The 23872-nt window shown below is 45.6% G+C and carries 20 protein-coding genes and 1 pseudogene; 14 read left to right on the forward strand and 7 right to left on the reverse strand.

Annotation, left to right across the window (positions count from 1 at the left end; genetic code table 11):
- The 8 genes from QZX97_RS00695 to QZX97_RS00730 form a co-directional block, all read left to right on the forward strand.
- On the forward strand, positions 1-2055 hold a 2055-nt coding region (locus QZX97_RS00695), incomplete at its 5' end, for an HAD-IC family P-type ATPase (protein WP_295664001.1).
- Positions 2052-2210 (forward strand): cbb3-type cytochrome oxidase assembly protein CcoS, encoded by a 159-nt coding sequence (gene ccoS / locus QZX97_RS00700; RefSeq protein WP_295655742.1) that lies wholly within the window; start codon positions 2052-2054, stop codon positions 2208-2210. The genes QZX97_RS00695 and ccoS, both read left to right, overlap by 4 nt.
- 85 nt (positions 2211-2295) lie before the next feature.
- Positions 2296-4422: a cytochrome-c oxidase, cbb3-type subunit I gene (gene ccoN, locus QZX97_RS00705; protein WP_295655741.1), complete on the forward strand. Its 2127-nt coding sequence runs from the start codon at positions 2296-2298 to the stop codon at positions 4420-4422.
- Between the two features lie 8 nt (positions 4423-4430).
- A complete protein-coding gene (locus QZX97_RS00710; protein WP_295655740.1) occupies positions 4431-4622 on the forward strand; it encodes a hypothetical protein in 192 nt (63 codons plus the stop codon).
- Positions 4619-5533 carry a cbb3-type cytochrome c oxidase N-terminal domain-containing protein gene (locus QZX97_RS00715; protein ID WP_295664003.1) on the forward strand — a complete coding sequence of 305 codons (915 nt, stop codon included), beginning with the start codon at positions 4619-4621 and terminating at the stop codon, positions 5531-5533. Before QZX97_RS00710 ends, QZX97_RS00715 begins: the two co-directional genes overlap by 4 nt.
- Before the next feature lie 20 nt (positions 5534-5553).
- Positions 5554-6927: a cytochrome c oxidase accessory protein CcoG gene (ccoG, locus tag QZX97_RS00720; RefSeq protein ID WP_295655738.1), complete on the forward strand. Its 1374-nt coding sequence runs from the start codon at positions 5554-5556 to the stop codon at positions 6925-6927.
- A 6-nt stretch (positions 6928-6933) separates the two neighbouring features.
- Positions 6934-7347: a FixH family protein gene (locus QZX97_RS00725; RefSeq protein ID WP_295655737.1), complete on the forward strand. Its 414-nt coding sequence runs from the start codon at positions 6934-6936 to the stop codon at positions 7345-7347.
- Positions 7344-8033 carry a sulfite exporter TauE/SafE family protein gene (locus QZX97_RS00730; protein WP_295655736.1) on the forward strand — a complete coding sequence of 230 codons (690 nt, stop codon included), beginning with the start codon at positions 7344-7346 and terminating at the stop codon, positions 8031-8033. Before QZX97_RS00725 ends, QZX97_RS00730 begins: the two co-directional genes overlap by 4 nt.
- Positions 8034-8252: 219 nt before the next feature.
- On the opposite strand, the gene hemN is transcribed toward QZX97_RS00730, so the two are convergent.
- The 4 genes from hemN to QZX97_RS00750 form a co-directional block, all read right to left on the reverse strand.
- Entirely contained in the window at positions 8253-9644 is a 1392-nt protein-coding gene (gene hemN / locus QZX97_RS00735) for an oxygen-independent coproporphyrinogen III oxidase (protein WP_295655735.1), read from the reverse strand.
- Complete coding sequence (locus tag QZX97_RS00740; RefSeq protein ID WP_295655734.1) at positions 9644-10645, reverse strand: 2-hydroxyacid dehydrogenase; 1002 nt, start codon at positions 10643-10645, stop codon at positions 9644-9646. Before QZX97_RS00740 ends, hemN begins: the two co-directional genes overlap by 1 nt.
- Positions 10646-10730: 85 nt before the next feature.
- Positions 10731-11783, reverse strand: coding sequence for a response regulator (locus QZX97_RS00745; RefSeq protein ID WP_295655733.1), 1053 nt, complete (start codon positions 11781-11783; stop codon positions 10731-10733).
- On the reverse strand, positions 11780-12967 hold the full coding sequence (locus QZX97_RS00750) for a PAS domain-containing sensor histidine kinase (protein WP_295655732.1): 1188 nt from the start codon (positions 12965-12967) through the stop codon (positions 11780-11782). The genes QZX97_RS00745 and QZX97_RS00750 overlap by 4 nt, the downstream gene beginning before the upstream one ends.
- A gap of 141 nt (positions 12968-13108) precedes the next feature.
- Here QZX97_RS00750 and QZX97_RS00755 point away from each other — a divergent pair, with 141 nt between their 5' ends.
- Positions 13109-13828, forward strand: coding sequence for a TIGR00730 family Rossman fold protein (locus QZX97_RS00755; RefSeq protein WP_295655731.1), 720 nt, complete (start codon positions 13109-13111; stop codon positions 13826-13828).
- Between the two features lie 14 nt (positions 13829-13842).
- Here QZX97_RS00755 and QZX97_RS00760 read toward each other — a convergent pair whose 3' ends face one another.
- A complete protein-coding gene (locus QZX97_RS00760; RefSeq protein WP_295664005.1) occupies positions 13843-15270 on the reverse strand; it encodes an MBL fold metallo-hydrolase in 1428 nt (475 codons plus the stop codon).
- Between the two features lie 227 nt (positions 15271-15497).
- Here QZX97_RS00760 and QZX97_RS00765 point away from each other — a divergent pair, with 227 nt between their 5' ends.
- Entirely contained in the window at positions 15498-15917 is a 420-nt protein-coding gene (locus QZX97_RS00765; RefSeq protein WP_295655729.1) for a hypothetical protein, read from the forward strand.
- A gap of 10 nt (positions 15918-15927) precedes the next feature.
- Here QZX97_RS00765 and hemA read toward each other — a convergent pair whose 3' ends face one another.
- The gene (hemA, locus tag QZX97_RS00770) at positions 15928-17169 is read right to left on the reverse strand and encodes a glutamyl-tRNA reductase (protein WP_295655728.1); all 1242 of its coding nucleotides are present in this window, start codon (positions 17167-17169) and stop codon (positions 15928-15930) included.
- A gap of 381 nt (positions 17170-17550) precedes the next feature.
- Here hemA and QZX97_RS00775 point away from each other — a divergent pair, with 381 nt between their 5' ends.
- From QZX97_RS00775 to QZX97_RS00785, 3 genes and pseudogenes are all read left to right on the forward strand, one after another.
- A complete protein-coding gene (locus QZX97_RS00775; protein ID WP_295664008.1) occupies positions 17551-19842 on the forward strand; it encodes a TonB-dependent receptor in 2292 nt (763 codons plus the stop codon).
- 255 nt (positions 19843-20097) lie between these two features.
- A pseudogene (locus tag QZX97_RS00780) lies at positions 20098-21342 on the forward strand (DUF4331 family protein).
- A 97-nt stretch (positions 21343-21439) separates the two neighbouring features.
- Positions 21440-22126, forward strand: coding sequence for a HupE/UreJ family protein (locus QZX97_RS00785; protein ID WP_295655726.1), 687 nt, complete (start codon positions 21440-21442; stop codon positions 22124-22126).
- Here QZX97_RS00785 and QZX97_RS00790 read toward each other — a convergent pair.
- Entirely contained in the window at positions 22115-23407 is a 1293-nt protein-coding gene (locus QZX97_RS00790; RefSeq protein WP_295655725.1) for a hypothetical protein, read from the reverse strand. The two genes, QZX97_RS00785 and QZX97_RS00790, sit on opposite strands and share 12 nt — an antisense overlap.
- Before the next feature lie 80 nt (positions 23408-23487).
- Between QZX97_RS00790 and QZX97_RS00795 the strand changes: the two genes are divergently transcribed.
- A partial coding sequence (locus QZX97_RS00795; RefSeq protein WP_295655724.1) for an FAD-dependent oxidoreductase occupies positions 23488-23872 on the forward strand: 385 nt, incomplete at its 3' end.

A 23872-nucleotide genomic window follows, 5' to 3' on the forward strand; every position in this document is an offset into this window, starting at 1 on the left:
AACCCCGCGGTGCATTATTGTCGGGTCGATTTTCTAAAAAAGCAGCTCAATATCCGTTTCGATCACAAACAATTAAGCCTGCAGCAATTGGTCGGGCTTTTATACGATATAGGCTACGAGCCGCTTATCAGCCTGCAGGATTTGATAAAAAAGCAAAACCTGCCGCAAAAAGACAATCTGGTATTGAAAATAGCGGTTGCCGGCTTTTGCTTTGGCAATGTGATGTTGTTAAGCTTCCCCGAATATTTTGGCATACCCTTACACGATGTGGCTTTTAAACACTTTTTTGGCTGGTTAAATATTGCGTTCTCTATACCTGCGGTGTTTTATAGCGGGCGGGGCTATTTTGTTTCGGCATGGCAAAACCTGCGCAACAAAGTATTAAATATCGATTTCCCTCTGGCCCTGGGTATTGCCGTACTGTTTGGCCGCACTATCGTCGAAGTCATCACCCGCACAGGTGCCGGTTTTGCCGATACCCTTTGTGGCCTGGTGTTCTTTTTATTGGTGGGAAAATTTGTCCAGAAAAAGACCTATCATCATATTTCATTCGAGCGCGATTATCGCTCGTTTTTCCCCGTAGCTGTCCATGTAGTCCAGGATGCGATTGAGAAGCCTATACCGCTTTCTCAGTTGCACACGGGCCATCGTATGGTGATCCGCCACAACGAAATCATTCCCGCTGATGCCATTTTATTGAAAGGCGAGGCCATGATCGACTTTAGCTTTGTAACCGGCGAAGCTGTTCCGGTAAATAAAACCCTCGGCGAAATTATCTATGCCGGTGGCAGACAAACCGCCGAAGCCATCGAACTGGAAGTGATAAAACCGGTATCGCAAAGCTACCTTACCCAGTTGTGGAACAACGAAGCGTTTACCCGCAGCCAGGATAACCGCATGAAGACCTTTAGCGAGCGGGTAAGTAAATATTTCACCATCGTATTGTTGTTAGTGGCTTTTGGTTCGCTGGCCTTTTGGCTGCCGACGGATTTGGGCAGGGGCATTGCCGCCTTTACGGCCGTGCTTATTGTGGCCTGCCCATGCGCACTGGCTTTAAGCACGCCGTTTACCATGTCGGCGGCGCTCAGCATATTCGATCGAAACCTGTTTTATCTTAAAAACACCGGTGTGGTTGAGCAACTGGCGGCCATTGATACCATCGTGATGGATAAAACAGGCACCATTACCAATGGCGATAACAACAATGTGGTTGCCGTCGGCAACATGTCGAGCTATCATAAACAGTTAATTTATAGTGCTTGTAGCAACTCTATACATCCCTTGAGCCGGATGGTATGTAATCACATCGGCAATGCGGTATCTAAATTGCCGGTGAGCAAATACTCCGAAATTCCGGGCAAAGGCATCCTCACCGAAGTAGATGGCCACAGATTGCGCATCGGCAGCGCAAAATTGGTTTTAAGCGGTGAGGCTGAAGAGTCCACCGATTTGACCAAGGTTTTTGTATTGATTGACGATTTGTACCTGGGTTATTTTGCCATTGCGCACCATTATCGCGATGGTTTGGATAAGGTAAGCCGGTTGGACGAAACTTATAAAATGTTCCTGCTTTCGGGCGATCAGGACCATGAGCGTTTTGAGCTTGTGCGGTTTTTCAAACACGCAGGCAGCATGCTTTTCAATCAGTCGCCACAAAACAAGCTCGACTTTATTAAAGGCTTGCAGTTGTATGGTGGCAGCGTGATGATGGTTGGCGATGGCCTGAACGATTCGGGCGCCTTAAAACAAAGCGACCTGGGCATTGCCGTAACCGACGATGTAAATAATTTTTCGCCCGGCAGCGACGCTATTTTAGACGGGCGCTCATTTGAGAAGTTACCCGCTTTTCTACGTTTTGCAAAAGACACGGTAACCATCATCCATATTTCGTTCCTTATATCGCTCACCTATAATTTAATCGGTTTAAGCTACGCGGTTACGGGCAATCTTTCGCCGCTCATAGCGGCCATACTGATGCCTTTAAGCACGGTAACCATCATATCCTTCACCAGCCTTGCAACTCATTTTGCGGCTAAAAACAAAAAACTATTATGAGCATCATCTATTTTTTGATTGGCTGCAGCGTGTTCCTGGCCTTGTGTTTTTTAGGCGCGTTCTTTTGGTCGCAAAAAAGCGGGCAGAATGACGATCTGTATACCCCTTCCATCCGCATACTGCTTGACGATGACAAGCCCACGCCCGAAAAATGATGCCCGTCACCTTTTGAACACTACTTCCGTCATTCCGCAGCTTTTACAGTAAATCTATTTTTACAACCATAACACAACCCTTATTATGCAACCCGAAAAATTTTACTATGACAACAAAATCGTCCGCAACTTTGGCATAGCCACGGTTGTTTGGGGGATAATCGGTATGCTGGTGGGCCTTATCATTGCCATGCAATTATATAAGCCCGAAATGAACATGGGCAACCAGTACACCACCTTTGGCCGTATCAGGCCGCTGCACACCAATGCGGTAATTTTCGCATTTGTTGGCAACGCTATTTTTATGGGTATATACTACTCCCTGCAGCGTTTGTTAAAAGCCCGTATGTTTAGCGATGTGCTGAGCAAGATCCACTTTTGGGGATGGCAGCTCATCATCGTGTCGGCGGTAATTACACTGCCATTGGGTATCACCACCTCGCACGAATATGCGGAACTGGAATGGCCTATCGATATCCTGATCACGCTGATATGGGTGGTTTTCGGTATCAATATGTTTGGTACCATATTTAAACGTCGCGAACGCCACCTGTATGTGGCCATTTGGTTTTATATAGCAACTTTTGTTACCATCGCCGTGTTGCACATTGTTAACTCGGTTGAGTTACCTGTAAGCCTTACCAAAAGCTATATGGTATACGCCGGTGTGCAGGATGCATTGGTGCAGTGGTGGTATGGGCATAACGCGGTTGCGTTCTTCCTCACTACGCCTTATTTAGGTATGATGTATTATTTTCTACCTAAAATGGCCAACAGGCCTATCTACTCATACAAACTGAGTATACTGCATTTTTGGGCGCTTATTTTTATTTATATCTGGGCTGGTCCGCACCACTTATTGTATACCACTCTGCCGGGATGGGCGCAATCATTGGGTGTGGCGTTTTCCATTATGCTTATCGCGCCAAGCTGGGGCGGTATGATCAATGGTTTGCTTACCCTGCGCGGTGCCTGGGACAAGGTGCGCGACGATGTTGTGCTTAAATTTATGGTGGTGGGTTTAACAGCCTACGGTATGGCCACTTTTGAAGGCCCGATGCTGTCGCTAAAACAGATTAACGCCTTCGCGCACTTTTCCGACTGGATTATCGCCCACGTACACGTTGGCGCTTTGGGTTGGAACGGTTTCCTGACCTTCGCCATTTTATACTGGTTGATACCCCGTATCTATCAAACAGAGCTGTTCTCTAAAAAGCTGGCCTCGTTCCACTTTTGGATAGGCACTTTAGGTATTTTGTTTTATGTGGTACCGATGTACTGGGCCGGCTTTACACAAGGCCTTATGCTTAAAGAGTTTACGCCCGAAGGCATCCTGAAATACCCTAACTTCCTGGAAACCACATTGCGCATTATACCTATGCACGTGATGCGTTCAATAGGCGGTACCATGTATCTGGTGGGTGTTATAGCCATGGCATATAACCTGGCACGCACCATGATGCAAGGTAGCCTGGTAGCCAACGAAGCTGCTCAAGCCATGCCGCTCGAACCATTTAAAAAGAGCGATACCGAGTTGGCCTGGCACCGCAGGTTGGAACGTAAGCCAATTAAATTCATGATCATATCGCTGTTGGTGATATTGGTAGGCACTTTTGTGGAGCTGATGCCAACGTTGACTATCTCGTCCAACATCCCTACCATAGCCAGTGTTAAACCATATACACCATTAGAATTGCAAGGCCGCGACTTGTACATTAGGGAAGGTTGTTCAAACTGCCACTCGCAAACGGTACGACCGTTCCGCTCAGAAACCGAGCGTTATGGCGAGTACAGCAAGGCCGGCGAATTTGTGTACGACCACCCGTTCTTGTGGGGATCCAAACGTACCGGACCTGACTTGGCACGCGAAGGCAGCAAATATCCTGATGCATGGCATTATAACCACCTGATGGATCCGCGCTCAATGTCGCCGGGTAGTATCATGCCTGATTACGATTGGCTGATTACCCAGAAGCTCGATACCAGTTTAACCGTAGCCAAAATAAATGCCATGCGCACACTGGGCGTACCATACGCACCGGGATACGAAAAGGTAGCCAACCGCGATCTGGACAAACAAGCAAAAGGCATTGCCGATAACCTGGCCAAAGACCATATTAAGGTAAGCAGCGATAAGGAAATAGTAGCGATTATAGCCTACCTGCAACGCTTGGGTATGGATATTAAAGCAAATAAAACACCCGAAAAATAATTAAGACGATGTTTAAGCAATTTACAGAAAATATAGATGGCGATCAGGTGTACCTCATTGCCTCAATGGGAATATTCGTTGTGTTTTTTATTGCAGTAGCGGTGCTGCTCATTAAGCTCCGCAAAAAGCATGTTGACTACATGAGCGATTTGCCTTTAGAAGATGGTGCATTAAATTCATCAAACACTTTAACGCTATGAGATACTTAAAAGGAATATTACTGCTGGGTTTGGTTTTTGCTTTCAATCCTGCAAAAGCTGCCGACGACAGCCTGTTGCCCGCCGATGTGATGAATTATATCGGCTATGGCCTCATCGTGTTTACGTTGATTTTGTTTGTAGTGGTATTATTGGTGGTTCTACGTGCTTTTAATGTGCTTACAAAGGTCGTCCTTAAATCGCAAGGTTATACCGAGGAACAGATTGCCGCTGAAATGAAACCGTCTAAAAAGGAAAAAAAGGATAATAGCCAGGTATGGAACAAACTACTCTCGTTAAGGCCGCTTTCCGAAGAAAAGGACTTGTTGATGGAGCACGAATACGATGGCATACAAGAGTTGGACAACCCAACACCATCGTGGTTTATGTTTTTGTTTTACAGTACCATCGTTTTTGCGGTATGTTACCTGCTCATTTATCATGTGTTCGGTATCGGGCAATTACAGTACGATGAGTATAAAACAGAAGTAGCCCAGGCGGATATTGCCAAAAAAGAATACCTGAGCAAACAAGCCAATCGTGTTGACGAAACTACCGTGAAGTTGACAAAAGATCCAGCCGTGCTGGCATCGGGGCAAGCCATATTTAAACAAAACTGCGTAGTATGCCATGGCCAACATGCCGAAGGCAAAGTTGGGCCTAACTTAACCGACGATTTCTGGTTGCATGGCAACAAAATCAACGATTTGTTTAAAACCATTAAGTACGGTGTATTAACAAAGGGTATGCTTTCGTGGGAGAAAACACTTTCGCCAAAGCAAATATCGGATGTGGCCAACTATGTAAAATCGTTACATGGCACCAACCCGCCTAACCCTAAAGAGCCGCAGGGTATAAAAATGTTAGATGTTGACAGTACAAAAGCTGTAACCAAAGCGCTCAAAAAAGCATAGACACCAAACGCGTATACAAGATGGACGATGGATTAGTGGCCGGATGGGATAACGGAAAACGTAAATGGATGTATCCCCTTATTCGTAAGGGGATATTTTATAAATGGCGCAGCATCATCAGCTATTTTTATCTGGTGGTGTTTTTTGCCGGGCCTTTTATACGAATAAAGGGGCAACCCTTGCTGCTTTTAAACGTGCTCGAAAGGCAGTTCGTCATCTTCGGGCAGGTGTTTTGGCCGCAGGATATCTTTTTGTTCATGCTGGCCTCGCTCGTGTTCCTGGTATGTGTCGTGGTGTTTACCATCGCTTTTGGTCGCATATTTTGCGGCTGGATATGCCCCCAGACTATTTTTATGGAAATGGTTTTCCGTAAGATAGAAATTTGGATAGAAGGCGATGCCAAAAAACGCAAAAAGCTCGATGCCGGTACCTGGACCAACGAGAAGCTATTGAAGAAAGGGAGCAAGCACCTTATTTTTATCGTGCTGTCGTTCCTCATTGCCAACACTTTTTTGGCCTATATCATCGGTAGCGATAGCCTGATAAAAATCATGGTCGAACCGATACAGCTTCACTTGGTAGGTTTTATCGCCATATGGGTTTTCACAGCTGTTTTTTATCTGGTGTACAGTCAGGTGCGTGAGTTGGTTTGTACTTTGATATGCCCTTACGGCAGGTTGCAAGGAGTGCTGTTGGACCAAAACACCCTGGTGGTGGCCTATAACGATGTGCGTGGCGAACCACGCGGCAAGTTGGACCGGCATGCCCAAGGACCGAGCACCAAGGGCGATTGCGTTGACTGCGGTTTGTGTATCGATGTTTGCCCTACCGGGATAGATATCCGTAAAGGAACACAACTGGAGTGCATCAACTGCACTGCATGCATTGATGTTTGCGACGAGGTGATGGACAAGATCCATAAGCCCCGTAACCTGATCGGGTTCTATTCCGAGAATATGATACACAAGCAGGAAAAACCTACCTTTAATTTAAGGATGAAGGGTTACACTGCTGTTATCACGATATTGACCGTTGCTTTGGGCATTTTCATATTCAGCCGGAGCGATATGGATATTACCATCATGCGCAGTGCCGGCATGCTGTACCAGGAACAACCGGGTGGCTACATCAGCAATATTTACAATATGGAGGTAATCAACAAAACCAATAAAAGCCAGGATATTGTATTGCAACCGATAGACCCGTCTATCAAAATACAATATATACAGGCGCCGGGCCGCATCGGTAGTGGTGAATCGGCAAAGGCGGTGTTTTTTATTATGATACCGAGAAAGCAGATTACCACCACTAAAACGGATGTTGGCCTGCAGCTTATCAGGAATCATCAAGTTGTTCAAAAAGTTAGTACAAGTTTTGTAGGACCTATAAATTAAAGAAAAATGAACTGGGGAAAAGGAATTGTTGGAGGCATGATCGTTTTCATGCTTTTTATTATCGCGATGAGTGTTTATATGTTTATGGCACCCGAAGATCAGTACGACCACCAGTATTACGAAAAGGGTCTAAACTTTGATAAATTCTATAACAAAGAGGCCCAGGTGGTAAAAGACCATGCTCAGCCCGTAATCAAAATAAGCGGAGGTATCATTACACTTACCTTTGATCAGCCGGCGAAAGGCACCATCACCTTTATGCGCCCCTCAAATGATGCCATGGACAAAACCTATAATATCGACGGGAAAGAAGCACAGTTCCCGGTGGTGCTTGTCGGCAAAGGCCAATGGCAATTTGTGTTCGACTGGGTAAGCAACAACAAGGCTTATCTATATCAAAAGGAAGTTTATCTAAAATGAGCATTTACGAGCTCGCGTTTTTTATAGGTTTGTTTGGCAGTGTGCATTGCATAGGCATGTGCGGCCCGTTGGCTTTTGCAGTGCCATCGTTTCATACCAACAAATGGCTAACATTGGTTGATAAGCTGTTGTACAATGGCGGGCGTGTTATTACCTACACCTTTTTAGGGTTGTTGATTGGCCTGATTGGCAGGCAATTGTGGCTTTACGGTTTGCAGCAGGGGGTGAGTTTGCTGAGCGGGTTGCTTATTGTTATGGCCGGCCTTTCGCGCTTGTTTAAGGTGAGGTTAAGCGAGGGTAAGTTACTGTCGCGCCTGTTATCACCTTTTAACCGGCTGCTGGCCTACGCACTACAACACAAGGCAGGGCACCTTATTGTTGGTTTACTTAACGGTTTTTTACCCTGCGGCTTTGTGTATCTTGCTTTGGTGGGGGCTGTTAACACCTCATCACCGGTGGCCGCAGCGCAATATATGTTTTGGTTTGGCATGGGCACTTTTCCGCTTATGTTGCTGGCTACTGTCGGTGCAGGCTTCACAGGGCCCGTTGTACGCAGGCGCATCAACAAAGTGATACCTTACCTAATGGTTTGCCTGGGCTTTTGGTTTATAATGCGCGGCCTTGCACTCAATATTCCCTATCTGAGTCCGCAAAGCCAGATATCGGGCGTCAGCAATTGCCCGTAGAGTAGAAAGTGACAAACATCAACTTTTTGTGTGGGGATTTGTCATCACTTAACACAGCCGTAACACCCATATTTGTATCAAGAAACACCTGTTATTGTAATACCCTTTCCTAAAAGTTAATTTAAGTTCAGTGTTGAGCTGTTAGCCGTGTAAGCTGCTAACAGCTTTTTTTATGGGCATAAATTAATGAAAGGACCTCCGTATGAACGGAAGCCGCCATTACACGGCCATACTGAACAATTGAGAGTTAGGCGCGTTGGCCCATAGGCGGGCATCGAGCGCCATACAGATATTGCGCAGGAAGCGGTTGCCCTTTGGCAACACTTTTAAACCATATTGGTCAAGTTCTATCAGGCCATCATCTGCCAATGGCATCAAGCGATCCAAGGCGTCCAACACGGCGGCACAAGGCTCTTGTTGCTGGTTCCAGCTGGTATGTCCCTTGCACATAATATTAAGGATGTGCTTGCGGATAATCAGGTCATCCCGGGTAAGTATATGGCCTTTAAAAACGGGTAATTTACCTTCGTCAACCAGTTTGGTGTACTCTTCAACCGTTTTAACGTTTTGGGCAAAGGCATACCACGAATCGCTGATGGACGATACCCCAAGGCCCACCAATAACTGGGTATGTTGGTTAGTATAACCCATAAAGTTACGGTGCAGTTTCCCTGTTTGCTGGGCTTTTAACAGCTCGTCGTGTTTCAATGCAAAATGGTCCATGCCGACCTCTTCGTACCCACCTGTTTTTAATAGTTGGCGGCCGGTTTCGTATAACAGGCTTTTTAGTTCAGGGTTGGGCAGGTCATGCTCGGTAAAACTGCGTTGTCCGGGTTTTATCCAGGGCACGTGGGCGTAGCTGTAAAACGCTATCCTATCGGGCAGCAGCTCAAAAACCTTCTGCATGGTATCGGTCATGCCGGCCAGTGTTTGCATCGGCAAGCCGTATATCAAGTCGTAATTTACTGATGTATAGCCTATTGCGCGTGCTTGTTGTGTTACTTCCAATACCTGCTCATAGCTTTGATGGCGGTTGATGACCCATTGAACTTTGGGATCAAAATCCTGTATGCCTAAGCTTACACGGCGGAAACCAAGATTGTACAAGGTTTGTAAATGCTCGGCAGTAGTATTGCCGGGGTGTCCTTCAAAACCAAATTCAGCATCCGGGTGCACTTCGCTTTGGGCCAATATGCCGTTTATTAAAGTTTGCAGGTTTTCGGGACTAAAAAAGGTAGGGGTACCGCCGCCAAGGTGTAATTCGCGGATAATGGGCTTTGCGCCAAATATTTTTTGATACATGGCCCATTCGGCCAACAAGGTTTTGATATAGGGCTGCTCAACGCCATGGTTTTTTGTGATACGTGTGTTGCAACCGCAATAGGTACAAAGGCTTTCGCAAAAAGGCAGGTGTATGTACACGCTGATACCATTTAGGGAGTTACTTTCAGTAAACGAAAAACTTACCGACTTCTCCCAGGCTTCCGAACTAAAAGTATCGGCATCCCAATAAGGTACGGTAGGATAGCTGGTATAGCGCGGTACCGCCACATTATATTTTTTGGCTAAATCGTTATCGTGCGGGTGCATCAACATAGTTTTGCTTGTCATTATGGTTTCGATGCACTTATTAACGTCCCTTCACTGTATGCAGGTTTGTTGGCCTGCCACATATCAAGATTTTTTATAGTCTGGTCTGCTATTTCCTGTAACGATTCTTTGGTTAGATAGGCCTGGTGAGGGGTTACCAGTACGTTGGAATGTTTCATCAGATTTTGCAGCAATTGATCTTTAACCGCGTCATCTTCATGGTCTTCAAAAAACAGGCCTTTTTCGTATTCATAAACATCAAGGCCCAGATACCCTATTTTACCGGTATCCAATGCTTCAAGCAGGTCGGTGGTATTTATAATGGCACCACGCGATGTATTGATCAGCATTACGCCGTCTTTCATCTGGCTAAACGTGTCTTTATTGATAAGGTGCTTTGTAAAAGGGGTGAGCGGTAAATGGAGCGATATGATGTCGGATTTTGCCAAAACTTCGGCTAACGTAGCACGCTTTACATTCGACGCTCCCGTTGGGAAATGAACATCGTAGCCCAATACTTTGCAGCCCAACGCGTTAAAAATTTGCGCAACGGCCAAACCTGTATTGCCCAAGCCTATTAAACCAACTGTTTTGCCCGATAAATTGAAACCCAGCAACTCATCGCTCCTGAAATCAAAGTTTTGGCTGTGATCGGCAGCTTTTACCACATGGCGGTTGAGGGCAAAAGTGAGCGCGATTACGTGTTCGGCAGTAGCCAGGGGTGAGTATGATGGTACATTGGCTATTTTGATACCCACGTTCTCAGCGGCTTCTTTGTCGATGTGGTCGGTGCTCGATGAGCGTGCCGCTATGTATTTGATACCATTGTCGGCCAGTTTTTTGATAACCAAGGCCGACAAATCATCGTTGGTGAATACAATAACGGCATCTTTCCCTTTTGCATAACTGGCAGTATCCAGACTTAGCGGGTTCGAGATCAATGTAATCTCGTGTTTTTTTCGGTTGGCCTTGGCCAAAAATTCCTTTTCGAAAGGTTTTATACTATATGCTACCGCCTTCATCCGCAATAATTTTTTTTGATAAACAAAACTATTGTTATTGAGGGCTGTATATGGTGAGTACAGTCAGCCAAAAAAGTGATCCTTATCAGTTTTTCATTCTGGTAAGCCGCTGAAGGTCGAGTATGGTAATGGTGCTTCCTTTTTTATCAATTAAACCTTCGTCTTTAAAATCAGACAAGGTGCGGCTAACGGTCTCAGTGGCCATACCTGCCATTGCTGCCAGGTCTTCGCGGGTCATCTTAAAAGTCTCTCCGTTTTTGGCACCTTGTTTGCCCAACCTCAGCATCGCTTCGGCCATCCTTTTCCTAACGGAGTGATAGGCCAATTGCAACAGTTGTTCTTCCTTCTCGCGTATGTCATTAGCCAACAATTTGATAAACTCCTTTGCCACATCGGGGTACAGGTTTAACAAGGGCTCAATCTGGTCTTTGGGAATAAGGCATAGCGTGCTGTCTTCCAGGGCGGTTGCTGTATCAGAAAATGGCTCGTTGGATAATACTGCGGTGATCCCCAAATAATCGTCATCGGTATAAATGCCGGTCATCAGTTCGCGCCCGTCTTCGGCCAGTTTAATGGTCTTTATCTTTCCGCTCAAAAGCAGGTAAAGCCCGTTGCCTTTGTCGCCTTCGTAATAAATTACCTGGTTCTTTTTAAATTGCCGGGTTTTACGCTCTTGTATGATTTTCTTTAGCTCGGCAAGCCCATTGTTTTTTGATATCAATGTACCCAACCTGTCTAACGATTTGCTATAGAAATTTTGTTGCAACTCTTTCTTTTTTAAACGGCTTTCAATAGCGTTCAAAAGCTCCATGTCGTCAAAAGGCTTAGTCAGGTAATCGTCGGCGCCCATTTCCATGCCTTTACGCAAGTCAAGCCGTTCGGCTTTCGCGGTAAGGAAAATGAAAGGAATGGCTGCGGTCTGCTGGTTTTTGTTCAGCAGGTACAAAACCCCGTAACCGTCAAGTTCGGGCATCATAATATCGCACAGTATGATGTCGGGCAAGTGTTTCATGGCCAAGTCAACACCGGTTTTTCCGTTGTTGGCAGCGTATACAATGTATCCTGCCAGTTCTAATATCTCAACAATGTTATCTCTGATATCATCGTTATCTTCAATAATAAGTACTTTTTTGCTCATGATAATGGAAAATTGATGGTAAATGATGTGCCTTGGTTTACATCGCTTTTAAAGTCGACCTTACCACGCATCAAATCTGCATAGCGGGCAACTATATTTAGCCCCAAACCCGTTCCGGGTATGTTGCCCGTGTTGTGCGCCCTAAAAAATGCTTCGAACAAGTGTTTTTGGTCGGTATCGGGTATCCCAATGCCATTGTCTTTTACGGTTACGATACAATTTGTGCTGTTTATCTCGGTATTAAACTCTATAAAGGTGTTTTCGCCCGAATATTTGATGGCGTTCGACATCAAATTGATGATACAGTTCTTCAATAGGTTTTGATCCAATTTGATGACGCTGCTGATGCCGGTATGTTGGTAAATGATAGTTTGGTTTTGTTTGGCTATCATCTGCATCTCTTCGGTAATCTCTTCGCTCAGCTTAACCAGGTCAAAGCTGTTAAATTCGGGTTCTACCTTTCCGGCCTCCAGTTTTTCGAGCGAAAGGAAATCGTTTAATATGGTGGTGAGGTTGCCAACAGCATTTTTTATTTTGGCCACATGTTTGCTGATGTTCGGGTTCTCAAACCCGACTGCATATTTTTCGATGAGCGAGGCTGATAATTGTACCGCGCTCAAAGGTGTGCGGAACTCGTGCGATGCCATCGATACAAAACGGCTCTTTAATTGGCCCAATTCTTTTTCTTTTTCTAAGGATAGGCTCACCTCTTCTTTGGCTTGTTGTAAGGCAAAAACTGTTTTCTTTAGCGAGGAGGTGCGCTCTTCAACCAGTTCTTCCAAATGGGCGGCGTACTCTTTCAGTTGCTCTTCGGCTTCTTTTTCACGGCTCAGGTCGTGGATAAAGCCGTTATAAATTTTGCGACCAGAATAGGCAACCTCGCTAACAGCAAGCCTGAAAGGGAATTTGGAGCCGTCTTTTCGCAGCCCGAATACTTCACGTCCTTTGCCAATAATATGGGGTTTTCCTGTGTGCTCATACCGGCTGATATATTGGTCATGTTGCTCGCTGTCGGGAGGGGGCATCAGCATATTGATTTTGTTGCCGATTACTTCTTCGGGCGTGTAACCAAAAAGCTTGCAAGCGGCCGGATTGATGGTTTCCACCGTTCCCCGGTCATCAATGGTTATAATACCATCAATAGCATTCTCTATGATTGCATTTAGTAAGGCAGCGTTTTCCATAATCTCCACGGGCGCGGTACCAAATTGTGATGGTTCCCGCAAATATCACAATAGCAACTCGATACGAATGTAATTGTTTTCACTTTAAAAAGTGATATTGGTCACTATTTTGTTGCGTATACATGGTAAATTTAGCGCACCATGAATAAAGCCGAAATACAATTTTTAGACGGGCCGCAGTCAAGATGGAAGGAGTTCAAGTTTGCTTTTCAAACCATGCTGGAGCTCATTCGTGGATTCAGGGCGCTGCATTTTATAGGGCCTTGTATCACTGTTTTTGGGTCGGCGAGGTTTAAAGAAGACCACCCTTATTATCAATTGACGCGTAACGCTTCTGCTGAATTTGCCAAATTGGGCTTTACCATACTTACCGGCGGCGGCCCCGGCCTGATGGAGGCCGCCAACAGAGGCGCTAAAGATGTCGGTGGACGCTCCGTTGGCTGTAACATACAATTGCCTGTGGAGCAAACGCATAACCCATACCTCGATAAATGGGTAACCATGCGGCACTTTTTTTTACGCAAGGTGCTGCTGGTCAAATATTCCTTTGCTTTTGTGGTGATGCCAGGGGGATTTGGAACGCTTGATGAATTTTTTGAAGCTATCACCCTTATACAGACCCATAAAATACAGGATTTCCCGATCGTTATTTTTGGAAATGACTACTATCATGAATTGATTGAACAAATCGCGATTATGCAAAAAGCAGGTACCATTGGTCCGCTGGATACCCAACTATACCTGGTAACCGACGATATTGACGAAGCTGTAATCCTCATCCGCGAAAAAAGCATCAAACAATATGGCCTCAAACCCAAAATGAAGCAAAAGCCATTTAAATGGTTGTTTGAAAGCCGTTAGTTTACCTGATAGTGTTAAACAGAGGTAGAAGCTGGTTCGTCTACATCAAAAAGCCAAACTGCTTCATCTTGCTTTAAAATACAGGCATCAAGATGCATTTCGCTGTTTATTTTAACCCTTAATACTTCCTGCGCGCCTGGTTCGCCATGTACCAGAAATACATTTGCCGGGGCAGGTGCAAAAGCTTTCAGCCAGGTCATCAACTCGGCCTGGTCGGCATGTGCTGACAGGTCGCCTATTTCTTTTACCTGCGCTTTCACCGGTAAAAATAGCCCGTGTATCTTAATTTCGTGTGCATGATTAAGCAAAGCCCTTCCGCGCGTTCCTTCTGCCTGATAACCTATAATTAGTATAGTATTCCTTTGGTCGCCGATGTAATGTTTCAGGTACTCCAAAACCCGGCCACCGGTAAGCATGCCGCTGGCGGCCAGTATAATTTTGCTCCCCTTTTGGCGGATGATGCGTTCGGTGCCATCATAATCCTGGTTTATGGTTACGCCGCTAAACATCTGTTCACATTCTTTTTGACTGATGGTTATCCACTCCGGATATCGCAACAATACCTTGCTTGCCGATGAAGCCATCGGGCTGTCCAAAAAAACGGGGATAGCTGCGGGTATCAGTTTTTGCTGTTTCAATTTGTACAAAATGTGCATTACGTCCTGCGCGCGGCCAACTGCAAAGCAAGGAATGATGATATTCCCTTTGTTAAATATGGTTTCGTTAACCATAAAGGCCATTTGCTGCATGGTGTCGCCTTTTTCGTGCAGCCTGTCGCCATAGGTTGATTCCATCACTACCATATCTGCCTTGGCGGGGTGTGTAGGTGCGGGTAACAGTTCCGAATGGTAACGGCCAATATCGCCCGAAAAAACTATCGCTTTCCCGTAACAGCTAATGGCTACGCTACAGGCACCGGGGATATGCCCGGCCACGTAAAGCTGGAAGCTTATATGCGTATTGAGGCTATAAGGTTTACCGGTATTAATAGTAACAAAATGCGGGAGCGCGTTTTCCACATCGGCAGTGGTATAAAGCGGTAGGGCAGGGTGATGTTTGGAGTAGCCGTGCCTGTTTGCTTTTTCAGCATCCTCTTCCTGCAGCTTGGCACTGTCGCGCAATATCAGCTCTGTAAGGTCGCGTGTGGGGGGGCTCATGTATATTTTGCCTTTGTACCCATTTTTAATCAGTAAGGGTATATAGCCACAATGATCCAGATGCGCGTGGGTCAGTATCATGGCATCAATGGAAGCTACGTCAACAGGCAGTTTATCCCAGTTTTTTTGGCGCAACGACTTGATACCCTGAAACAAACCGCAATCAATCAGTATGTTTAATCCGGGTGTTTTAAGCAGGTGCTTTGAGCCGGTAACCGTTTGGGCGGCCCCTAATGATTGCAGGTACACGGCCTTTGTGTTTTTGTAGTCAGATATCGTTTCCATAACGCAGGTTTTTGGTTGGGCGAAAAAGGAGAACCCTGATTGCTTAACAAATGTAACTACAATAAGTCGATGAGATACTGATAGTTGTCACTTATCCTGCTGATACCCGGCATGGTCTCAGGTTATTTTTTTACGATGATAACCATCACACAGGATGTTGACTGTAGTCATGCCGTCTCTACAGATTTTTTTACAACTTTATTGTACACCTAACATTCTTCGATATTATGGAAACTATTACAGCTATGTCGGCCCGCTCGTTGCAGTACTATGTAATTGCGAGGCATTGGTTGTCCGATCTTGACTTCTACAGGATAGAGACCTCATTTTTGTACCGCTTGCTTGATGATTACTTTACGCGCCTTGCAAACCGCGACCATATTGAACGCTTCGGTGCTGTGAGTGCACGCCTCATCGTACTCGAAACAGACGAGAAAGAAACCCGTGAGTTGCTGACAAGGCAGTTAAAAAAAGTTGAATTGATGGCCGAGGATGTTATCCCCGAAAGTGCCGACGAGCTGGCCGTTGCACAGGTAAAACTGGAGTACCTGATAACCAATCTCACTGCCGAATACCGGGAAGTGAAGAAAGAATTGTTTGATTTGGTTGAAAGCGTTATGCTGCCCAAAAAACAGTTGTTGGCCTGATAAGCTGATGTTACACGGCAATTGCTTGCCCGTTTGCCATAAATAGGTTAATGGCTTCTATATAATGGCAGCCACGCTGGTTTTGGTCGCGCATTTTTGAGGCAATGTCATTTACCACCATTTGTATTTTCCGATCGGCGTGTATGGTGGTGCCTTCGGTATCGACCAATAATTGATGCTGGATATAAATCTCGTTCAAGGTTGTTTTGATGGAGTTTAATACCGGGGCATTTTTTCTCATCCTGCACCAATCCATAAAATCGTCCATGTGTTTGACAATGATTTCTTTGGCTTTTGGTACTTCGGTAACGCGTTTTTGCAAAGTGGCGTCCTTCAGTTTCGAAAGCTCGTCCACGTTCAATAATGTGATGTTTTCCAATTCTCTTGCGGAAGACTGTACATTATAAGGTATCGACAAATCGATGATCAGTTTATCGCCCTTGTTTTCGAGTTGTGCCTTCATGATAATAGGATCGGTGGCGTTGGTTGCTACCAAAATAATGTCCGACGCATCAACATAAGCCGGCAGCTCGTCAAGGGTGGCGTAGTTCAACTTCAGCTCGGCGGCAAGCTCGATTGCTTTCTCAACCGAACGGTTGATTACAGTAATATGCGGCGCGCCTAAATAGTCGACCAGGTTTTTGCAGGTATTGCGGCCAATTTTACCTATGCCTACTACCAACACTTTTTTGTTGGCCAGATCGGTTTGTATGTTTTCTTTGATATACTGTACCGCGGTAAACGAAGCCGAAATAGTGCCATCGCTCAATGCAGTACTGTTTTTAATGGTTTTTGATGATTGCAAAACGTAGTTAAACAATCTTTCGCTAAAGCAATTCATAAAGCCGCGTTCTTTCGAAAACTTAACGGCCTGCTTTAATTGACCGATGATTTCATAGTCACCTAAAATTTGTGAGTCTAAACCGGCAGCTACATTAAATAAATGTTCCACGGCATCTTGCCCTTTTTTGAGGTAAGCTAAATGGGAAAAGGTTTCACGGTCGCCGGTGGTTTGGCTGCAAAGCAGGTCGATTAGTTGGCCCGGGTCTTCGGCAAAGCCATAAACTTCGGTGCGGTTGCAGGTAGACAGGATAAACAACGAATCGATATCATAAAAAGGCGCAAGCTTGAGGATGTTCTCATATTGATCAAAATTTATAGAGAATTGCCCCCGGGTGCAGGCGTCGGTTTTTTTGTAATTGATACCCGTTATAAAAAAATTCGCTATGTCGATTGGTCGGCTGCTTTGCATCTTTTTTGTTTTATTCGCTTAAGTAATCCCTCAATAAGGGGGTTTTTATTATCGTCATTAAACTGTCAAATACTTTTCCTGAATGTTGTTGAAGGCTGTTTTTGCCTGATGAACATCACACGCTTGCCTGACTCATCACTATTTAAACTTTCAACACTGCCAAATTAGGCCCATTTGCGGCAAAAATTAGTGATGAATTGCATTCCTTTTCGTGATAAAAATCACATTTTTTGGCACAACGAATGCCACATTTACGTAATATCGCCTTTATTGACAATTTAAAAACAAAACAACCCACAGTTTAAATTTCGGGCTGATTAACGAATTAAAAACCCCATAGACTGAATTACCGTAAGTGGATGAAAGCACTTGTACAATCCCATGAAAAAACTGCTGCCGTTAACCTTCTTGCTTTCCATCAGTTTCGCCTTATTTGCCCGGGCCGAAAAAATCATCGGTTTGGTGGTTGATAAATCGACACGTGAGCCTGTGGAGTTGGTTGTAATCACAGACTTGAAAACAGGCAACACCACTTTGACGGATAAGAAAGGAAAGTTTGTGTTGAACTATGCGCAGGGCGATAGCATTGGCGTAACTTTTGTAGGCTATAAAAGTGAAATAGTAAAGGCGGAGCCCGGGAAACCTATTTTAATAGAATTGGAAAAAAGCTCGGTTAATTTAAAAGATATTACTATTACCAACAATACACAAACACTCAAAACATTTAGTGCGCTCAGCAGCCTCGACCTCAATATGCAGCCCGCCAAATCGGCGCAGGATTTGCTGCGTTTGGTGCCCGGTTTGTTCATAGCTCAACACCAGGGCGGCGGTAAGGCCGAACAAATATTTTTGCGCGGCTTTGATGCCGACCATGGTACGGATGTGAATGTTTCGGTAGATGGCATCCCGGTAAACATGGTGTCGCACTCCCACGGGCAAGGCTATGCCGATTTGCACTTCCTCATCCCCGAAACGGTGTCGGGTTACGATTTTGGCAAAGGCCCCTACTATTCCGATAAAGGCGATTTCACTACAGCCGGTTATGTGGCCTATCATACCAAAACCGTGCTTGATCAGGATATGATAAAAACCGAAGTTGGGCAATTCAATACCTATCGTACTGTGGCGTTAATCAATCTGTTAAGCGATAAAGCTAAACAAAAAGGCACCAGCGCCTATATAGCCGGCGAAAGGTTATATTCGGATGGCGGCCCCTTTGCTTTGCCCGAAAACTTTACCCGATATAACCTTTTCGAGAAATTCATTACAAAAATAGGTAACAGTAATCAACTGACTGTGGTTGCATCTACCCTTAAATCGGATTGGCGCTCGGCGGGCGAAATACCCGACAGGGCGGTGTCGGAAGGATATATTGCCAACCGTTTTGGGGTCTTGGATAGTGCGCAGGGCGGTCATACCAGTCGTACAAACCTGAGCTTGAAACTGAATACCGACCTGGGCAATAACTGGACAATGGAAAATCAATTATGGTACGCCCATTACCACTTTGACCTGGTTACCAATTTTAGTTTCGATTATTATTTCCCAACCACCGGCGACGAGTTCAGGCAGATAGATACCCGGGATTTGGGTGGCTATAATGGAAAGATATCAAAAACTACCGATGTTGGGGATGCTGCTTTCACCACCACAATAGGCGCGGGTGCGCGGTACGATAACATCAGCCCCAGCGAATTGGACCATACCGAAAACGGGCAATTTTTAGAGCACCTGCAATATGGAAAAGCGAAAGAATTGAACGTGAATAGTTATGTTGATGAAACGCTGCGCACAGGAAAGTGGCTGTTCAACGCGGGCTTGCGCGTGGATTATTTTCATTTCAATTATCAAAACCTGGCTGCTGTTACCGATACGTTTGCCACCGATATTTTTAAAGGGGTTAACCCGGATGCGCAAAAGGCTATTATCAGCCCTAAGCTAAGCGCCGAATATACTTTCAACCCCAAAATTCAGCTGTATGTAAAAACGGGTAAAGGCTTTCACTCCAACGATGCAAGGGTTGCCATTGCCAACCAGGGTTTCGAGGTGATACCGGCAGCTTACGGCGCCGATCTGGGCGTAAACTGGAAACCCATGCCCAACCTGTTCATCAACGTTGCGCTATGGTATTTATACCTGCAGGAAGAATATACTTTCGGGCAGGACCTTATTGCCCAGCCCGGCGGCCCGGTTGGCCCCAGCGGCCGTTCGGTTAGGGAAGGCGTCGACTTTTCGGCGCGCTACCAGCTCAATAAATGGTTATTTGCCAACCTGAATGTTAACCCGGCAAAACCCCGCTATATCGACAGCGCCAAAGGCCACGATTACGTGGCACTGGCACCTACTTTAACGAGCACAGCAGGCCTCGACTTCCGTTTCGCCAATGGCATAAACGGCGGCATCAGTTACCGGTACCTGCACGACAGGGCTGCCAACAGCGACTATACTTTAACCGCGCGAGGCTATTTTATTACCGACCTGGCCGTCAACTATACCCAAAAAAGATACGAGCTGGGCGTAGCCATCGAGAACCTTTTTAACCGCCAGTGGGACGAATCGCAATTTGAGTATACCTCGCAGCTAAAAGGAGAAAAAGCACCTGTGGACGAGGTGAGTTATACACCCGGCGTACCGTTTTTTGTCAAACTCAAGCTGGCTGTTTTCTTTAAATAGCGCTTCATCCGGGTTATTTTAAATTTATTTTCCGCGCATTTTTTCTTATTGTCTAAGTCAAATTAAATAGCTGATATACAGTTTTTTGAATATCTATTTTTCACAGCGTTGTTCTTGTCTTTTTTTCGGCTTTTCGCGATAAGCTGAAATATATATTTCAAAATTTTAAATCCGTAGGGGCTAAGGCTTGCGTATCTCTAAGCAAAGACACTTAGAGTCTTTCAAATCAACATCTACAACTTAAAAACAAAAAAAATGAAAAACAGTAAACTAATTATTGCCTGCGCCCTGGCTGCTTTAACCCTGGGCGGCGGCATCCTTTGGGCATCCGATCATGCCGACGCGCCCAAAGTAACCGGTAAAAGCACCGACATTACCGACCTTTATGTGTTCCAGGGTGCAAACACAAACAACCTTGTATTTGTGGGTAATGTGCAGGGCTTAATGAGCCCGGCAACAACAGCCACCGCAACGTTCGACGAAAACACCATGATCGAGTTCAAGATTGATGATAATGGCGACAATGTGGAAGACCAGGTGATTCAATGTGTGTACAAAGGTGGTCAAATGTACATTTATGGTCCCGTTAAACCTGCCCAAACAGGTTTGGCCGCTACGGTAGTGGGTACAGCTTCGGTTGTTGTACCGGTAACGCCCTACAGCGCCACCACGCCGATTACAGCAACAGGTTCGACAGGTATTACAGCCTTTGCAGGACCGCGTGATGATCCTTTCTTTTTCGATCTGAACCAATTCCACAAAATTACAGGTGGTACAGCCACCGGCTTCTTACCAACCGGTAACGACACCTTTGCCGGTACCAACGTAATGAGCGTTGTGGTTGAAGTACCCAAAAGCATGTTTACCAGCACCACCGGAAAAATTGGTGTTTGGATGCAAACACACCAAAAAATGTAATCTGTAAACAACAAGAAAAAAGAAATCAAGATCATGAAAAAGAATATCATAACCCTCTTAAGTTTTTGCGCCCTAACAGCAGCTTTAAGCTCGTGCAGCAAAAACAACAACAATGCGACACCCACCGACCCTAACACCGGTGCCGTGTTCGCAGTTACCGGCGACCAGGTTGGCCGCCCCGGTATAGCTACCGTATTTGTAGGTGCTGCCGATAAGGATACCTTTAACGCTACTATACCATCGGTAATGAGCGCGGCTTTCCAATCAAAATTTGTAACCCAGTTACAGGCTTACAACGGCGGCGCTTATACCAGCAATATTTTAGGTTTGAACGCCTCTGCTTTTATGGGCGTATTGTCGACAGACGTACTGAACGTATCGCTGACCGGAAAAACCACTTATTACGATGGTACGAATGTTTTGACCGGACGCGCATTGAACGACGACGTGATTGATGTAAGCTTAACGCTGATATTCGGCGGCCCCAACGGCACTTCGAACCCAGGCTTGACCTCAGATCACGTTAATGCAAACGATAAAGCATTTTTAACCGTGTTCCCATACGAAGCTGCCCCCTGGTAATTAAATGAAATTAAATTAAAAAACAAAAGCCGGGGTTATTTCTCCGGCTTTTTGTTTTATAGAGGACAAATAAAGATCAACAAGCATATCCGCCATTATGGACCAATATATCAAATCATCTGTTTTGCATTATAGCCGTGTTACAGGCATATTACTGTTATTGCTGCTCATCAGCCAACCGCTTTGGGCGCATGTGGTAGTGGGCGAGTTGGAGAAAATGTCGGGAGCGAGCGCCGCATGGGTGTATTTGAAGCTCGGCTACAGGCATATCCTGCCTTTAGGTTTCGACCATATCCTGTTTATCCTTAGCCTGTTCCTTCTAAGCCCTAAGTTGAAACCTGTATTGTTTCAGGCCACGGCTTTTACCATTGCACACTCGGTTACTTTGGGGCTGGCCATGTACCATGTCATCACGCCACCTGCACGCATTGTAGAGCCTGTTATCGCGTTGTCCATTATGTATGTTGCGTTGGAGAACATCTTTTCGCCAAAGCTAAAAACCTCGCGTATTGGTGTGGTATTCTTATTCGGATTGGTACATGGAATGGGTTTTGCGGGAGCCTTAGGTCAATTGGGCTTGCCAAAGAACTCTTACCTTATATCGCTCATTATGTTCAACGTAGGCGTGGAGCTGGGGCAGTTAACGGTTATCATTACCGCATACTTTTTATTGGCCCGTTGGTTTGGCGATAAACCATATTACCGAAAACGGGTAGTTATCCCGCTCTCGGTAATTATAGCTTTAATAGCTTGTTACTGGACTATCCAGCGCTTATTCTTCTGAATTGGCCTGTACGTCTTTTTGCATTTCGGGGCTCAGGTCGTACAGGTTTTTATCGGCAGCTTTAAAAAACTCCTGTGCATTGTAGCCTTTGCCTAAGCCCTTCATCATTTTGCCCATATAGTACAACTCCAGGCCTTCCAATGGTTCGCCCGATACATGACCCTCGAATACTTTATAAGCGTCGTCTTTTTTCCCGTTAACAAATAAGGTATAAGCGTACCAGGCATAGGTTTGCGGTGTACTGCGGTTGTTCAGTTCGTTTTTGGCAAGGTATTCGGCTTTGGCAGGCTGGTTCAATATGCCGGTATATATTTCAATCACATATTTGTTATACATCTGCCCGTAAACAGTGTCGGTAGCTGCTTTAACAAATTGTGTGGCATAATCTTTTTCCAGTGCTTTATCACCGCGTTGCTGTGCCATTTGGTACAGTTTAAAAAGCGGGTCGGGCAGTTTGTTTTTGGTTTGGACGAATTGGTATATGCGCTGCGCCAGCACATCGTTCTTATCGTGCACCAAAGCTATCCAGCCCAGGCCCATCATACTGTGGAAATCGACACTGTTCAGTTGTATACATTTTTTGTACAGTTCGGCAGCCTTTTCTAAGTCACCGGAGTGGATGTACAGGTCGCCGGCGTTGGATAGGGCAACGCCTTCCAGATAGGGAGACTCTTTGCCCAGCTCCGCAGCTTTCATCATATTGGCTATCGCGCTGTCGATATTGGCGTTCAAATGGTCAAATTTTGACCTTCTGAAGTAATAGCTGTAATCTTTTTGCTTGCTTAACAGTTTGAGGTAATGCTCAGCCTCGGAGTACCTGCCCAGCTCAAAATCCACATCGAACGACATGGTATTGGCCGTAAAGGTTTCGATACCTTTCTTTTTCGCTATTTGTAAAAGGGTATCCGCCTGCGCGAAATGATGTTGCAGCATGCCCATCGCGGCCAACGAAACAAAGGTACCGCCCAACGAATTATTGTAGGTTTTGTTGATGCCTTTTTCTACCGCCTCGGCAGCTTTTACATCCTGTATATCGCCAAACTCGTGGAAACGGGTAATCAATGTCGAATCATACCTCGATTCGCTGGCCTGGCCGGGGTTGTTCGGCAATATCCGGTTTTTCCAGAACACCATATCTGTTTGGTTGTCCCTAACCTGCCGGGGGAGTGTATAGTGGGTTATCAGGCTATCTACATAAGTTTTCTCAACCAAAATGGCTTTTTCTCTTTTGCAGGATGCGAACAGGAATGACACCAAAAGTGCCGCGTATAAATATTTCATAGTAGGTTTTTGGTAGGATGTACGTAAATAAAGCGGGATTGGATTAATGTTCGCAGTTTAATGTTGTTATCGATAAAGCAATGCGGTACATTTACCCCATGCCCGCCAAACCGGATTACGACGCCATCATTATAGGCTCAGGCCCAAACGGGCTGGCGGCGGCTATTTTGCTGCAGCAGCATGGCTTGCGGGTTTTGTTGCTGGAGGGTAAGGATACCATCGGCGGTGGCCTGCGCTCGGCGGAGCTCACCTTGCCGGGCTACCTGCATGATATCTGTTCGGCAGTGCACCCTTTGGGCGCGGCTTCGCCATTTTTGAAGACCTTGCCCTTACAGCAATTTGGGTTGGAATATATCTACCCCGAAATTGCCGCAGCGCACCCTTTTGATGACGGTACGGCTGCTTTCTGTAACCATTCCCTTGCCGAAACCGCTAAAGCGTTGGGCGCGGATGAGCAGGCCTATC

Source organism: uncultured Mucilaginibacter sp., from assembly GCF_903893715.1.
Lineage (GTDB): Bacteria > Bacteroidota > Bacteroidia > Sphingobacteriales > Sphingobacteriaceae > Mucilaginibacter.